General features: G+C 61.5%; 14 protein-coding genes. 6 read left to right on the forward strand and 8 right to left on the reverse strand.

Translation table 11 applies throughout. The annotated features are described in order from the left end of the window. Positions 1 to 39: 39 nt before the first annotated feature. Together secG and tpiA are read right to left on the reverse strand one after the other, a co-directional pair. Complete coding sequence (secG, locus tag AC2444_RS10290; RefSeq protein ID WP_012757533.1) at positions 40 to 573, reverse strand: preprotein translocase subunit SecG; 534 nt, start codon at positions 571 to 573, stop codon at positions 40 to 42. A 119-nt stretch (positions 574 to 692) separates the two neighbouring features. Beyond that, on the reverse strand, positions 693 to 1,463 hold the full coding sequence (tpiA, locus tag AC2444_RS10295) for a triose-phosphate isomerase (RefSeq protein ID WP_012757534.1): 771 nt from the start codon (positions 1,461 to 1,463) through the stop codon (positions 693 to 695). Between tpiA and AC2444_RS10300 the strand changes: the two genes are divergently transcribed. Next, positions 1,411 to 1,614 carry a hypothetical protein gene (locus AC2444_RS10300; protein ID WP_162770397.1) on the forward strand — a complete coding sequence of 68 codons (204 nt, stop codon included), beginning with the start codon at positions 1,411 to 1,413 and terminating at the stop codon, positions 1,612 to 1,614. The two genes, tpiA and AC2444_RS10300, sit on opposite strands and share 53 nt — an antisense overlap. A 36-nt stretch (positions 1,615 to 1,650) precedes the next feature. Here AC2444_RS10300 and AC2444_RS10305 read toward each other — a convergent pair whose 3' ends face one another. Then, entirely contained in the window at positions 1,651 to 2,550 is a 900-nt protein-coding gene (locus tag AC2444_RS10305; protein ID WP_012757535.1) for a phospholipase, read from the reverse strand. A 219-nt stretch (positions 2,551 to 2,769) separates the two neighbouring features. Here AC2444_RS10305 and parE point away from each other — a divergent pair, with 219 nt between their 5' ends. Continuing rightward, the gene (gene parE, locus AC2444_RS10310) at positions 2,770 to 4,869 is read left to right on the forward strand and encodes a DNA topoisomerase IV subunit B (RefSeq protein WP_012757536.1); all 2,100 of its coding nucleotides are present in this window, start codon (positions 2,770 to 2,772) and stop codon (positions 4,867 to 4,869) included. A 112-nt stretch (positions 4,870 to 4,981) separates the two neighbouring features. Here the strand turns inward: parE and AC2444_RS10315 are convergent, their stop codons facing one another. Then, on the reverse strand, positions 4,982 to 6,100 hold the full coding sequence (locus AC2444_RS10315; RefSeq protein ID WP_012757537.1) for an acyltransferase family protein: 1,119 nt from the start codon (positions 6,098 to 6,100) through the stop codon (positions 4,982 to 4,984). Positions 6,101 to 6,694: 594 nt separating this feature from the next. On the opposite strand from AC2444_RS10315, the gene AC2444_RS10320 reads away from it, so the two are divergent. Beyond that, entirely contained in the window at positions 6,695 to 7,834 is a 1,140-nt protein-coding gene (locus AC2444_RS10320) for an esterase-like activity of phytase family protein (protein ID WP_012757538.1), read from the forward strand. A gap of 116 nt (positions 7,835 to 7,950) precedes the next feature. Continuing rightward, complete coding sequence (locus AC2444_RS10325) at positions 7,951 to 9,168, forward strand: AI-2E family transporter (RefSeq protein WP_012757539.1); 1,218 nt, start codon at positions 7,951 to 7,953, stop codon at positions 9,166 to 9,168. Between the two features lie 19 nt (positions 9,169 to 9,187). On the opposite strand, the gene AC2444_RS10330 is transcribed toward AC2444_RS10325, so the two are convergent. Then, entirely contained in the window at positions 9,188 to 9,646 is a 459-nt protein-coding gene (locus AC2444_RS10330) for a GNAT family N-acetyltransferase (protein WP_012757540.1), read from the reverse strand. A 129-nt stretch (positions 9,647 to 9,775) separates the two neighbouring features. On the opposite strand from AC2444_RS10330, the gene AC2444_RS10335 reads away from it, so the two are divergent. Next, positions 9,776 to 10,195 (forward strand): hypothetical protein, encoded by a 420-nt coding sequence (locus AC2444_RS10335; protein ID WP_012757541.1) that lies wholly within the window; start codon positions 9,776 to 9,778, stop codon positions 10,193 to 10,195. Here the strand turns inward: AC2444_RS10335 and AC2444_RS10340 are convergent. From AC2444_RS10340 to AC2444_RS10350, 3 genes are all read right to left on the reverse strand, one after another. Continuing rightward, complete coding sequence (locus AC2444_RS10340) at positions 10,192 to 11,334, reverse strand: DUF2336 domain-containing protein (protein WP_012757542.1); 1,143 nt, start codon at positions 11,332 to 11,334, stop codon at positions 10,192 to 10,194. The two genes, AC2444_RS10335 and AC2444_RS10340, sit on opposite strands and share 4 nt — an antisense overlap. 107 nt (positions 11,335 to 11,441) lie before the next feature. Next, entirely contained in the window at positions 11,442 to 12,053 is a 612-nt protein-coding gene (locus tag AC2444_RS10345; RefSeq protein ID WP_012757543.1) for a flavin reductase family protein, read from the reverse strand. Beyond that, the gene (locus AC2444_RS10350) at positions 12,053 to 12,637 is read right to left on the reverse strand and encodes a nitroreductase family protein (protein WP_012757544.1); all 585 of its coding nucleotides are present in this window, start codon (positions 12,635 to 12,637) and stop codon (positions 12,053 to 12,055) included. Before AC2444_RS10350 ends, AC2444_RS10345 begins: the two co-directional genes overlap by 1 nt. Before the next feature lie 113 nt (positions 12,638 to 12,750). Here AC2444_RS10350 and AC2444_RS10355 point away from each other — a divergent pair, with 113 nt between their 5' ends. Beyond that, positions 12,751 to 13,851, forward strand: coding sequence for a hypothetical protein (locus tag AC2444_RS10355; protein ID WP_012757545.1), 1,101 nt, complete (start codon positions 12,751 to 12,753; stop codon positions 13,849 to 13,851). The last annotated feature ends 140 nt before the right edge of the window (positions 13,852 to 13,991 follow it).

Genomic DNA, 13,991 nt, shown 5'->3' on the forward strand with positions numbered 1-13,991 from the left:
AGACCCGAGGGCCTGCCGGCGTTTATGTCGAAGACCGGCTTACTGTCCCGTCGGGACGCCGGAGGGCTGAGCCGGTGCCGGCGCGGCCGGAGCCGCGGGCGTTGCCGGAGCAGTCGTTGCCGGAGCAGTCGTTGAAGGTGCGGTGGCTGCCGGGGCCTGAGTTGCCGGAGCCCCAGTTGCCGGCGTCTGAGCGGCGGGAGCCTGCGGTGCGGGCGTCGCCGCCCCGCTGCTCGGAACGCCGTTGCCGGCCGGCTGGGTTGCTGGAGCCTGTGCGCCACCGCCGAGCGAATCGAGAATGCCGTTGCCCTGGCCGCCTGTAGCCGGAATGCGATCGAGAATGTCGCTCGGACGGCCCTCGTAACGCGTCAGGATGCCGAGGCCGAGCGAGGTCAGGAAAAACAGGGTCGCAAGGATCGCGGTGGTGCGCGTCAGCGCATTGGCCGTGCCGCGGGCCGACATGAAGCCGGAACCGCCGCCGATGCCGAGGCCGCCGCCTTCCGAGCGCTGAATGAGCACGACGCCGACAAGGGCGAGCACGATCATGAGATGGATGACAATCAATACGGTCTGCATGGGTCCAGTCCTGCCCGCCTGGAGACGGACATAAGTAAGAATTCTGGCGGCTCTTTACATGAGGCTTTCATCTATTCCAAGCCCTTCGGCCCGGAATAAAACTAGGAATAAGCAATGCCTCAGGCGAGCAGCGCCTCATAGGCCCGGTAGATGGCGAGGAAGTCGGCCGCTTTCAAGCTCGCTCCGCCGATCAGCGCGCCGTCGACATTGGCGATGCCCATCAGCTCATGGGCATTGGCCGGCTTGACCGATCCGCCATAGAGAAGACGCATCTTGCGGCCTTCGTCGCCGAAGCGGGCCGCGAGCTCTGCCCGCATGAAGGCATGCGCCTTCTCGACATCACCTGATGTCGGCGTCACACCGGTACCGATCGCCCAGATCGGCTCGTAGGCGATAACTGTGGTCTCGGCGGTGGCGCCGTCCGGAACGGAGGCGGAAAGCTGGCGCTTGATGACGTCGAGCGCCTGGCCTGTCCGGCGTTCATCCGCCGTCTCACCGATGCAGATGATCGCCGTCAGCCCTGCGGCAAAGGCGGCCTCCGCCTTGGCGCGGACCAGATGGTCGGTTTCGGCATGGTCGGTGCGCCGCTCGGAATGGCCGACGATGACATAGGTGCCGAAACAATCGGCAATCATCTCGGCCGAGATGTCGCCGGTATGCGCACCGGACGGGTTCTGATGGCAGTCCTGAGCGCCGATCGCCAGCGGGCTGTCGGTGCACAGTGCCGTCGCCACATAGAGCAGCGTCGCCGGCGGGCAGATCAGCGCTTCGACCTTGTCGGCCAGCGGCGGATGAACACCCTCGGCGATCGCCTTGATCTGATCCAGGGAGGCACGCATGCCATTCATTTTCCAGTTTCCCGCCACAAGCGGGCGCACGTCAGGGGTCATGCTGGCCTTCCACAATCTGCATATGCCTTGGGCAATATCAAAAGCTTGTGGCAAAGAAAAGCATCATGCCCCTGACGTAAGGGGAATCTCGTCGATCCCGCGCATATTTCTGCCGAAAACCGCCCTTTCGGCATTTTTACGCATGGCGTGATCGCAAAAACCGCCGCACATTTTTGCGCGACATGCTTTAGCCAGCCAGAATCCAGTTCAAAACCCGACGCCAGTCGATCATCCGGATCGGCGTCCCGTGATTGCCGGTCTGAAAAAGCGTGAAACGCGCCGGATATTTTGCCTTGTGCAGGCTTTCGAACAGCGCCTGCTGGTCTGTGGCTGCATAGACCGGATCGCGGCTGCCATGGGCGAACCAGAGCGGCAGCTTCGCCTTGTAGAAGGCGCTCCTGGTGAAATCGGGATCAGTGACCCCGCTCATGATCAGCATGCCCTTAAGCCGCTTGACGCTGTCACCATCGCGCGCAATGCCCCAGCAGACCTGGCTGCCCATCGAGGCGCAGGAAAGGATGATGGGCCGGCCGGGCGATTGCGCGCCGGCATGGCGGATGAGGCCGGCAATCGCCGCAACGCCGCTGCTGTCGAAGCTTTTGACCGTCGGCGAATAATAAACGCCGCCATTGCCGGCGACGAGGTTCTTCAGCCGGTTGAAATTGCCGCCGAAGCTATAGTCGTTGGCGCCGAGCCGGCGGTCGCCGTCGCGCCCATGGATGAAAATCACCGTGAAAGCGGCACTCTGAGCAGGTCCCACCCTGGTGACATCAAGCTTGATGCCGTCGAGGGACAGCGTCTCGTCCGCTTGCGCCTTGCGGATGCCGAGCGCCACATATTTCTGCTGCACACGCTTTTGCGGGATCTGGTCGCGGCCGTTGATATCGCGCATCTCGTCATAGTCAATGAGCTCGAAGGCGCCGTTATCGCCGGTCTGCAACACGGTCTGCTTCGAAAACAGATCGTCCTTGAACGGCGTCAGCACATCGGCTGCCTGCGCTGGTCCACTGGCGGACAGCACGGCTGCGGATAGGAAAAACGCCGCAATTGCGGTGATGATCGTGCAATGACTTGTGGACATTCGCATTCGGATGGTTCCTGAAGCCGGCCGCCGCTTGCCATTCTGGGCCCGGCAACGCAAATCATTGAGGAAAAGGCCGCCAAGTCCGGCGGTGTCGCGTATAGGTGTGCTTTCTGGCAAAATCTGCCTGATTCGCAAACGTGGCATGAAATGCGGTGATTTTGGGTCGGCGGCGGATGCCCGCCCAAGCCAGACCTAAGACAGGATGAAGATCTGAACGGCTCCATGGACGATAGCAACGACCTTTTTTCCGGAATGCCCCTCTCTGAAAAACGCGAGGAGGCGCAGAAGCCCGCCGCTCCGGTCGAACGGCCGCCGGCTCCGGCTGCGCCGGTCGCCGCAGCGCCCCCTGCTGCCGGAGCCTCAGCGCGCCCGGCACCCGCCGCCTCGAACTCGGATGATTACGGCGCCTCGTCGATCCGCGTCCTCGAAGGCCTCGAACCGGTGCGCATGCGCCCGGGTATGTATATCGGCGGTACCGATGAAAAGGCGCTGCACCACCTCTTTGCCGAAGTCATCGACAATGCGATGGACGAGGCGGTCGCCGGTCACGCCAATTTCATCGAAGTCTATCTCGACCTAGAGGGTTATCTGACGGTCTCCGACAACGGCCGCGGCATCCCGGTCGAGAACCATCCGCAGGTGCCGGGCAAGTCGACGCTCGAAGTCATCATGACCAAGCTGCATGCCGGAGGTAAATTCGACGGCAAGGCCTATGAGACCTCGGGCGGCCTTCATGGCGTCGGCGTTTCGGTCGTCAACGCGCTTTCCGACGACCTCGAAGTCGAGGTGGCGCGAAACCGCAAGCTCTACCGCCAGCGCTTCTCCCGCGGACTGCCGCAGGGCGGTCTCGAAGAGCTGGGTGACGTCCACAATCGCCGCGGCACCCGCGTGCGCTTCCATCCCGACCCCCAGATCTTTGGGGATCACATGAAGTTCGATGCCGCCCGCGTCTTCCGCATGGCGCGCTCGAAAGCCTATCTGTTTGGCGGCGTCGAAATCCGCTGGAGCTGTGAGTCGGGCGTGCTGCCCGAAGGCTCCGAGGTCCCTGACAAGGCCGTCTTCCACTTTCCTGGCGGCCTGAAGGACTATCTCCAGGCGACGATGGGCAAGGAGTTCACCGTCACCCGCGAGATTTTCGCTGGCAAGACGGAGAAGGTAAGCGGCCACGGCTCGATGGAATGGGCGATCACCTGGTATGGCGGCGATCCGCAGGTGCATTCCTATTGCAACACCATCCCGACGACCGAAGGCGGCACACATGAAGCGGGGCTGCGCATTGCGCTGACCAAGGGCCTGAAGGCCTATGCCGAGCTGACGCAGAACAAGCGCGCCGCGCAGATCACCACCGACGACGTGATGATCTCGGCCGTCGGCATGCTGTCGGTCTTCATTCGCGAGCCGGAATTCGTCGGCCAGACCAAGGACAGGCTTGCGACCGTCGAGGCGCAGCGCATCGTCGAGAACGCGTTGCGCGATCCCTTCGACCATTACCTTGCCGACAATCCGAACGAGTCGGCCAAGCTGCTCGACTGGGTGATCGAGCGCGCCGAGGAGCGCCTGCGCCGCCGCAAGGAAAAGGAAGTCAACCGCAAGACGGCAGTGCGCAAGCTGCGCCTGCCGGGCAAGCTCGCCGACTGCTCGCAGAACACCGCCGTGGGTGCCGAACTCTTCATCGTCGAGGGCGATTCGGCAGGCGGTTCGGCCAAGCAGGCGCGCAACCGCGCCAACCAGGCAATTCTGCCGCTGCGCGGCAAGATCCTCAACGTTGCCAGCGCCGGCCGCGAAAAACTCGGCGCCAACCAGCAGCTCGCCGATCTCGTCCAGGCTCTCGGCTGCGGCACGCGTTCGAAATACCGCGACGAAGACCTGCGTTACGAGCGCATCATCGTCATGACCGATGCCGACGTCGACGGCGCCCATATCGCATCGCTGCTCATCACCTTCTTCTATCAGGAGATGCCGGAGCTGGTGCGCGGCGGCCATCTCTTCCTCGCCGTGCCGCCGCTCTACAAAATCACCCAAGGGGCGAAATCCGCCTATGCCCGCGACGACAATCATCGCGCCGAGCTGATGCAGACGGAGTTCAAGGGCAAGGCCAAGGTCGAGATCAGCCGCTTCAAAGGTCTCGGCGAAATGATGCCCGCCCAGCTCAAGGAAACCACCATGGATCCGTCCAAGCGCACCCTGCTCAAGGTGCTGATCGACGAGGTGGATTTCGAAGGCACCCGCGCCGCCGTAGACGATCTGATGGGCACCAAGCCGGAAGCCCGCTTCCGCTTCATCCAGGATCGCGCGGCTTTCGCTGAAAACCTCGATATTTAGGGCATGATGCTACCTAGTAGCACCTTCAGCTTGTTCCAAAAAATGGGCTCATCGCGCCGAGCCGTTTTGCGATAGATTTTCTACATTGTCCAAAACGCCGTGCCCGATTTGACTAGTCCAGGGAGAACTTGCGGCCCAGGTAAGCGCGAATTGGCGCATCGAAACAAATGGATAAAACATGTGCCACTCCAACAGCGGCCAAGACGGTGACGCTCACGGTGATTAACCGTGGAATGAAGCCATCGGCAAAGTGTTCGAATTGAGCACCAAGTTGAAAAACAGGCTGATGGACCATGTAGAGGGGATAAGACAACTTTCCGAGATATCCAGCGAATGGCCGCTCCTCACTCAGTGGGACTGCAGCCGCTAGCGCCACCACGATCGGAATCACGATAGCGATGCAGATGAAATCGTAGATCTCTCTCGGGACCGTCACCGGAAAGAACAGAACACCGATCAGGACGAAAAGTGGGATTTGAGGCGGTATCGCTCTGACGCGACGATGGATCTGCCAGCGAAAGATGAGAACGCCGGCAAGGAACGAAAACCCAACTCTGACAAATCCTTCAAAGAACGCCCGCCAGCTGCCAAATCCAACTGGCCCGATAGTACCCTCGATCGCGACAATCTGGAAAAGCGCCGCCGCCAATAATACGAGAACTGCTATCTCATGCCACAAATGAAATCTTCGGCGAGCGACGGATCCGTAAGTCACGCTGGCGGCCATTTCAAAACAGAGGGACCAGAGCGGATTGTTAATCGCGAACGCCTCTTGCCCCACCAGAAGCCCCAGGGGCAATAGGAGCATTGCACCAACCGCAAGAATTGAAACGTCGGCGAAAGAAAGACTTGCCGTGGAAGCAAATAGCGACGCGAGTACGCCCAAGGCGACGCCAGCCGCGATCATGGGATAAAGCCGTACCACGCGCTTCAGGAAGAATGTACTGCTCGGCAAAACACCGGACTTCAATTTTTGGTCGTACCCATTTGCGATAACGAAGCCGCTAAGGCAAAAGAAGAAATCCACGCCCAGGTAGGCGTAGGAAAGACCGAAGCCAAAAATCTGGCTGGCGTGTAAGAGAGCCACCGATAACGCAGCTATTCCCCGAAGCTCGTCCAGAAAGATAAAGTGGTTCTTTGCTTGAACCGCTCGGCTAGCAAGATGGGAATCATCGGCCGAACCAGGATCCACTGCCCTACGGAATGCTGAAGCGGTCAACTCGTCGGCCACAATTGGGAGCCCTTCTTACCCATGTCTTTGATCAGCCGGAACGCCACGCATCTTGAACTCACCTGATCCATGAATGGCTTCGTCAGATATGCGAGCGCTGTCCGCTCACCGGTCTGTATGAAGGCCTCCACCGGCATGCCCGGAACAGGCGCCGCCCGACCAAGCCTCTGCCACTCGCCATCGGAAACCTCAGCCCGGACGACACAGCAAATGAGACGCGAACGTTGGTCCGCGGCCACGCTTAGCCCTCGCTTTAGATCACAAGCGCCATCTTCCAAGTTGCAATTCAGCGCTGATGATCATCAAAAGATGATTATAAATTGAATTTATAAATGACAAGTGAAACTTACATTTTTACCCTCATCAGAAGAAATAATGTATTAAAAATGCACTCTGGGGTCGAAAGGCTGAATGCGCCTGTGGGGCGGATGGAAACAGTGTAGCGCGCCGCATTTTAGCATTCACGATTTCACGGAACTGATGAAGAACCGTAACAACTCCGTCAAACAACCGGCGCATGAAGCGGTCGGCGCGCCTTCCTCGGAGGGCATTTGCGCCGGTCGAACCGTTTTCAACCCTTGCCGGATATTTGTCATGACCAAGCGTTTTCTCGCGGCTGCCGCTCTCGCCCTTCTGTCAAGCACAGTCTCCGCCAGCGCCACAGATATCGGCGCCACCTTCGCGACCGCCTGCCCCTTCGGCGATTGCGCCGCTGGCATCTCGCTCTCCTATCTCGGTGAATTCGTCATCCCCACAGGCCATATCGAAAACGGCGTCGAATTCGGCGGCATTTCTGGCCTCGATTTCGATGTCGCCACCGGCCATTATATCGCCATCAGCGACGACCGCTCGGAAAGAGGCCCGGCCCGCTTCTATGAACTCAACGTCGATGTCGACGCGTCGGGCCTTAAGCGCGTTTCGGTCGTCAAGCAGGTGACGCTGAAAGACAAGAACGGCGAGCTCTTCGTTGCCCGGACCGTCGATCCAGAATCGATCCGCCTTGGCAAGGATGGCATCTATTGGGGCAGTGAGGGCGACGGCAAGGCGCTGCTGGCGCCCTTCATCCGCGTCGCATCGCCGGACGGTTCCTTCGTCCGCGAATTCAAGCTGCCGGAGGGCTTTGCACCGACCGCAGACAAGTCAACAGGCATCCGCGACAACCTCGCTTTCGAGGATCTCGCGGTCGCGCCCTCCGGCGATGTTTTCGTCGGTGTCGAAGCGGCCCTTTACCAGGACGGTCCGAACCCCTCGCTGACGTCGGGCAGCCTGTCGCGCATCGTCCGCTACGACGGCGCCACCGGCGCGCCGAAAGCCGAGTACGTCTATCCCGTCTCGCCGATCCCGCAGGCCGCCACCAAGGCCGACGGCGGTAATGACAACGGCATGTCTGAAATGCTTGCCCTCGACGATCACCGCCTGCTCGCCGTCGAGCGGAGTTATGCCCAGGGCTTCGGCAACAGCATCGAGATCATGATGATGGATCTGACTGATGCCACCGATGTATCCGCCATCGCGTCCCTCGCCAAAAACGACCAGCGCGTCGTCCCTGTCCGCAAGAGCCAGGTCCTCGATTTGAGGGCGATCGGCCTCGTTCCCGACAATATCGAGGCCATGTCGCTCGGCAAGGCCAAGGACGGCACCGATCTTCTCATTCTCGGCTCCGACAATAATTTTTCGACCAGCCAGAAGACGCAATTCTATGCCTTCAAGGTTCTCAACCGCCCGCAGCAGTAAGACGCTCGGGTCTGCGGGTCGAATAGCGACGCTTTGTATACGCTTTCATGGTGCGGACCTTGAAACCGCCGGGTTGATGGCCCATAACCAGAGTACAAGAAAAAGAAGAGGCGCGCGTGGGTGTGTTCGACCGTCAGAAAAGCAATCATGAACCGCGATGGCTCGGATCGTCGGCGCAAACGCGCACGCCTCTGATTCCCTCCATTTCGGCGGCGCGCTGGTTGCTGGTCCTGGTCGTTGCTGCCGGCGTCTATTTCTTCTACGGCTTCCTCGTGCCGGTGCTCGCAGCCCTCGTCATCGGCTTTGCCAGCTGGCCGCTCTACCGCAAACTTCTTGCCCGCGTCGGCGGCAATACGACGATCGCCGCGACCATCGCGATCATCATGATCATCACCTTCCTGGTCATCCCGATCGGGCTTGCGGTCACCTATACGACGGGCGAAGTGCGCACCTGGGTCACCTGGGCGATCCATGCCAACCGCGTCGGCGCCCCGACGCCCGACTGGATCGTCGCACTGCCTTGGGCCGGTGCCTATCTCAATGAAGTCTGGACGAGATATATCGGCAGCCCCGGCGCCCTCGGCGAAGTCATCCAGGCGGTCAGCGGCGCCAATATCGGCAACATATACCGCGCCGTGCTCGCGGCCGGGGGCGGCGCCTTCCATCTGCTGCTGACCCTGCTCTTCATGCTGATCGCGCTGTTCTTCGTCTATCGCGACGGTTTTTCCTTTTCCAAGCAGATCGACATGCTGGGCGAGCGCATCCTGCCCAACCGCTGGGAGCGCATTTCCCGCGTCGTGCCGGCGACGATCAGCTCCACCGTCATGGGCATGACGCTGATCGCGATCGGAGAAGGCATCGTGCTCGGCCTTGCCTACTGGATTGCCGGCGTGCCCTCGCCGGTGACGCTCGGCGTTTTGACCGGTGTGATGGCGCTGATACCGGGTGGTGCGCCGCTCTCCTTCACGCTGGTCTCCATCTATCTGCTGGCGAGCGGCTCGCATGTCGCCGGCATCGGTCTCTTCGTCTGGGGGACGGTCGAGCTCTTCATCGTCGACAAGACCTTGCGGCCGAAACTCGTCGGCGGTCCGATCAAGCTGCCCTTCCTACCGACCTTCTTCGGCCTCGTCGGCGGCGTCAAGACGATGGGTTTCCTCGGCCTCTTCATCGGCCCGGTGCTGATGGCGCTGATCGTCGCCATCTGGCGCGAGTGGATCCACGAGGCCCGCAACGCCGATAAGAGCGAAACCGGGCCGCAGATCATCATCGACGAACAGGCCCCGCCGCCGGTCCCCGGTTCACCGAAAACCATGCCGCGCGTCGCCGAAGGCTGAACATGGCTTCGCAGACCGGCTAACCCAGCCGCTTTTCCATGAACAGGCTGAGCGGATCCGGCAGATAGCTGCCGAAAGGCTCGATTTCCCGATATCCGTATTTGCGGTAGAGAGCGATCGCCTCGGGCTGGTAGATGCCGGTTTCGAGCCGGATCGCCGTCAGCTCCTTTTCTCCTGCGATTGCTTCGAGCGCATTCATCAGGCCGCTGGCGATTCTCAGCCCCCTCGCCTCGGGATCGACGAACATGCGCTTGATCTCAGCCGTGCCGTCACCGGCCTCGACCAGAGCGCAGCAGCCGACGATCGCATCGCCGTTGCGCGCGACGAGGAAGCTCACCGAAGGCTTCTCCAGCACGGAGAGGTCGACCAGATGGTTGCTTTCCGCCGGATAGAGCGATTGCGCATAGGCATCGGAAAGATCGAGAAGGCGGATGACGCCCTCCTGGCGCGGCGGCTCATGGGCGATGGTGACGGACATGTTGGCTCCCTCTGCCGGCGCGTAACAAAATTTTCCCCGATATGACGGAGAGTTAATACCCTTGCCTTCATTCGGTTGGAATTGCGCCCTCTAAGACGATGAGGTGCTCAATAATCAAGGAAGCAAAATATGCAAGCGGTGCTGATCGCGATGACCATTCTCGGCTGCGACGATTCCATCAGCCAGTGCAATTATGTCGCGACGGTCGATAAACGCTGGGAAACTGTTTCCGCCTGTGATGCCGAAGCCGAACGACGGCTGAAGACCTATGTGAATGTCAACTATCCCTCGGTGATCGCGGTGTGCGAGGCGCCGAAAGCCATCGCCGCCGCCGAGCCGCCGAAACCAGCGCCCGCGCCTGCCGCCGCGCCCGAGGTCGCCGTCGCAGCGCCCCAACCAGCAGGAAGGATTGCCGGTTTTGCTGAAGGCATCGCCGGACAGGTCCGCGCCCACCTGCCCTCGGGCAGAAGCGTCAAGGACACACTCACCAAGCCGGTGCATTTCGTCTCCGCCAGTTATTCCTGGGTGGTGACGCGGCTAGCTGATTAGGCCGCCGCAAGCGCCGCATAGACGCGGGCCGATTGTCGCTGCTCGTTAACGTGCAGCTTTTCTACCATGTCGAGCAGTTCGCCGATCGCGCCATGCGCATCGTGATGGCGGAATCTTTCGAGAAGACGGCCGCAGACATTGCCGAGCACGCTGCCCGGCGCTTTTCTGGCGGCATCGCGCCACAGCATCGTCGCCTCGACGAAGATCACGCTGATATCCCTCGGCAGGCCGGCGGACTCGTAGAGCGCGCGCACGGCATGCATGCGCCCGGTGGCCAGGATCGAGCGCACGCGGCGCTCGCTGCACGCGGTCAGATCGACAATCGCGCCGGCGAAGAAATCCACCTTTCCGGCGCAGAGCGCATGCATCAGGAAGGACGGCGTCAGCCGGCCGTTGAGGCGCAGATGCGTCACGAGATCGGGTATTTCGCGCGGGGCGATGTCGCCGGCGATCGAAACGATGGCTGCCTCGGTCGCCTCGCGGCTGATGCGCTGAAGCCGCTGCAGGCCGATTGCCGCCTGCGCCAGCGGCAGCCCGATCAGCGCATTGCTGACATGCTGGGTGAGCAGCTGGCGGGCATCGGCGGGAAGATCGCTGCGGTCGAGAAGCAGGTTGCGGACGTCGCAGCAGTCGCCGAGCCGTTCGGCAATGCGTTTCAACGACAGGCTGGAGATCACCGCGCCGTCATTCTCCAGCAGGCAGAGCAGTTCTTCCTCGTCGCCGACCTCCGCAAGGGCGGCGGAAACCGGTCGCGTCACATGCGCTCTGGCGGCGATCAGCATGCGGGTGGCGCCGTTGCCGCGCGCGGCGAGGTCGACGAGATCGGCATCGCTCAAAAGCGGCGAGCAGGTCACCGCGTGGCAGGCGACCTCGGGCTGGTCTTCGGCAAGCGAAAGAATCAGGTTACGCGGCGCATCGGGCGACCAGGCGATCGCCTCGGCAAGCGCAAGCCGCACGCGCGGCGACGGATCGTCGAGAAGAAAGGTCATCGCCATTTCGGCCGCCGCCCGCTCGTCTGCGGACATTTCGGACTGCAGATAGGCACGCCCGAGGGCGTTTGCGGCCCGGGCCCGGTCACCGGTCTTGGCCGTTTCGATCCAACGAAGGAAAGCTTCTACGATCACGCGACGCCCCAGCACTTGAACGCGATTCCCTCGCGCTCCATTCAATGTTGCGACCGTAGCGGCAAAAGGTTTAAGATTGGTTCACCATGTTTCTTAAGCCTTTGGACGCCTGGCGGTTGGGCTCAGCCTTGCTGGGGCTTCGGCCGGATCATCTCGAAAACATCGCTGCCTTCGCTGTAATCCATGTAGCCCATCCGGGCCAAAGGTCGGGCGATTGACATGTCGAGGCGGCCGTCCCTGACGATCGCTTCATCGATACGGATGCCGACCACTTCCCCGAAGACGAGGACGTTCTCGGACGGTTCTCCCGACAGCGTCTTCGGCTCGATGATCTCGGTGACCTTGCATTCGAGCACCGCGAAAGCCTCGTCGACATAGGGCGCGTCGATCAGTTCGGCCTGCTTCGGCGTCAGGCCGGCGAAGTCGAATTCGCTGTCGCCGTAGGGTAGCGCCGCCGAGGAGAGGTTCATCTTCTCGGCGAGATCGCGGCTGACGAAATTGCAGGTGAAGACGCCGGTCTCGGCCGCGTTGCGCTGGCTGTGCTTGCGTCCGGCGGAAGAAAACATCACCAGCTTCGGCCGGTCTGCAACGGCGTTGAAGAAGGAATAGGGCGCGAGATTGATCGAACCATCCCTGCCCTTGCTGCCGATCCAGCCGATCGGGCGCGGCGACACGATCGCCTTGAACGGATCATGCGCGAGCCCGTGCCGGTTGCTGTCGGTGGTGTAAAACATCAGTCTTCTCCGCCGACCCAGGTTACGGTATCGGCAAGTTCCGGCCGCGGCCGCTCGATCGCCGGAAATGTCGTCGAGCCGATATGAATGAAGCCCGCCACCTTTTCATCAGGCCCGACGCCGAGCAGTGGATAAGCACGCCCGTCATAGGCAAACCACTCCGTCAGCCAGTTGGCGACATAACCATTGGCATTGGCAGCGAGGATGACGTTGAAGCAAAGCGCGCCGGCCGACATCAGTTGCTCCCATTCCGGGATCTTGATATGCGGCCCCGCCTTGCTGACGATGGCGACGACCACCGGCGCACGGGTGAAACGGCTGCGCTCGACCTGAATCATCTCTTCGGAAAGGTCTGGCTTTGTCTGAAGTGCCAGCGCCAGCAGCTCCTCGCCGAGACGCACGCGCTGCTCTCCGCGATAGACGATGAAGCGCCAGGGCGCGATCTTGCCGTGATCGGGAACACGCGAGGCAAGACGCAGGATTTCCTCGATCTCGGCCTTCTCGGGGCCTGGCTCGCACATCTGGAAAGCGGGAATGGAGCGGCGCACGGCGAGGTAGTCGATCAGCTTGATATCGGATTTCATACGGGAGAAGCTCTCATTTTTATGCTGCTGCAAAGGGTGGGTCTTGAATTTGCCATCGCGTTGGTCTTGAAGTGACCTTTGCGATTTCAGAAGTCAATCGGTTCACGAAACAGATGTTTGGCATTTTGCCTTTTGCACGCATCGGCCTTGCCATTGCCCTGATGGTATTGATGCCCCTCGGCGCCGGCGCTCAGGATGCCTTCAAGGAATTCAAACAGCTTGAATCGACACCGAAGATGCCGAAGCTCGATGCCTTCATCGCGCCTGGCACTGTGCCCGATGGGGTCAAGCTGCGCGACGTCCCGATGGAGGCCAAGCTGACGGCGGACGGCACGCCGGTTGAGGAGGGCCTTTCCTGGTACGTCTTCAGCCCGATCGCCGGAGCCGACGGCAAGCTGCCGCTGATCGCCAGCGCCAAGGGCGGCCCCGCCGCCTTTCAGCTCGCCCCCGGCGATTATTTCGTCAACGTCTCCTTCGGCCGCGCCGGCGTCACCAAGAAACTGACCGTGCCCGCTGACGGCGAGATCGACAAGCAGGTGATGGTGCTCGATGCCGGCGGTCTGCTGCTCAATGCCGTCTCCGGCGCCGATGCCCGCATCCGCCCCGACCAGTTGAGCTTCTCGATCTATTCCTCGGAAGTGCGCGACGATGGCGAGCGTGGCCTCGTTATGGCCGATATCTCGCCGAATACCGTCGTCCGTCTCAATGCCGGCACCTATCACATCGTTTCCGAATATGGCAGCGTCAACGCCGTGATCCGCGCCGACATCCAGGTCGAGGCCGGCAAGCTGACCGAGGCGACGATCCAGCATCGCGCCGCGCAGATCACCTTCAAGCTGGTCTCCGATGCCGGCGGCGAGGCGATCGCCGATACCGCATGGTCGATCCTGACGGCGGCCGGCGACAGCGTCGGCGAAAGTGTCAGCGCCTTCCCCACCATGGTTCTCGCCGAAGGCGGATATTCCGCCGTCGCCCGCAACAAGGACAAGATCTACCAGCGCGATTTCACCGTCGTCGCCGGCAGGAACACCGATGTCGAGGTTCTGATGAAGGACCAGCAGCCGCAGCCGCCCGTGAGCGACGCGGCCCGCACGGTACAGCAGGTGCCGGTCGGCACACCGCCGCCGCCGGGTGTCCAGCCAGCTCCGGTGGCACCGCTGCCCTCCTACGAACAGCTCGTGCCGCAGGGCGGCGACGACACCAGCCTCGATTGATTTTTCCGTGAGCGGTTTCGGCTCGAGCCGACGTCGGCGCCACTGAGAAGACGGATCGCGGCCAGAAGCCCCCCGGCCGTGCAGCTCAGCAGTGCTCAGGCGCGGATTCCATCATTGGCATAGAGTATTTTTCTGAAACG

It is taken from the genome of Rhizobium sp. WSM1328 (assembly GCF_057653715.1).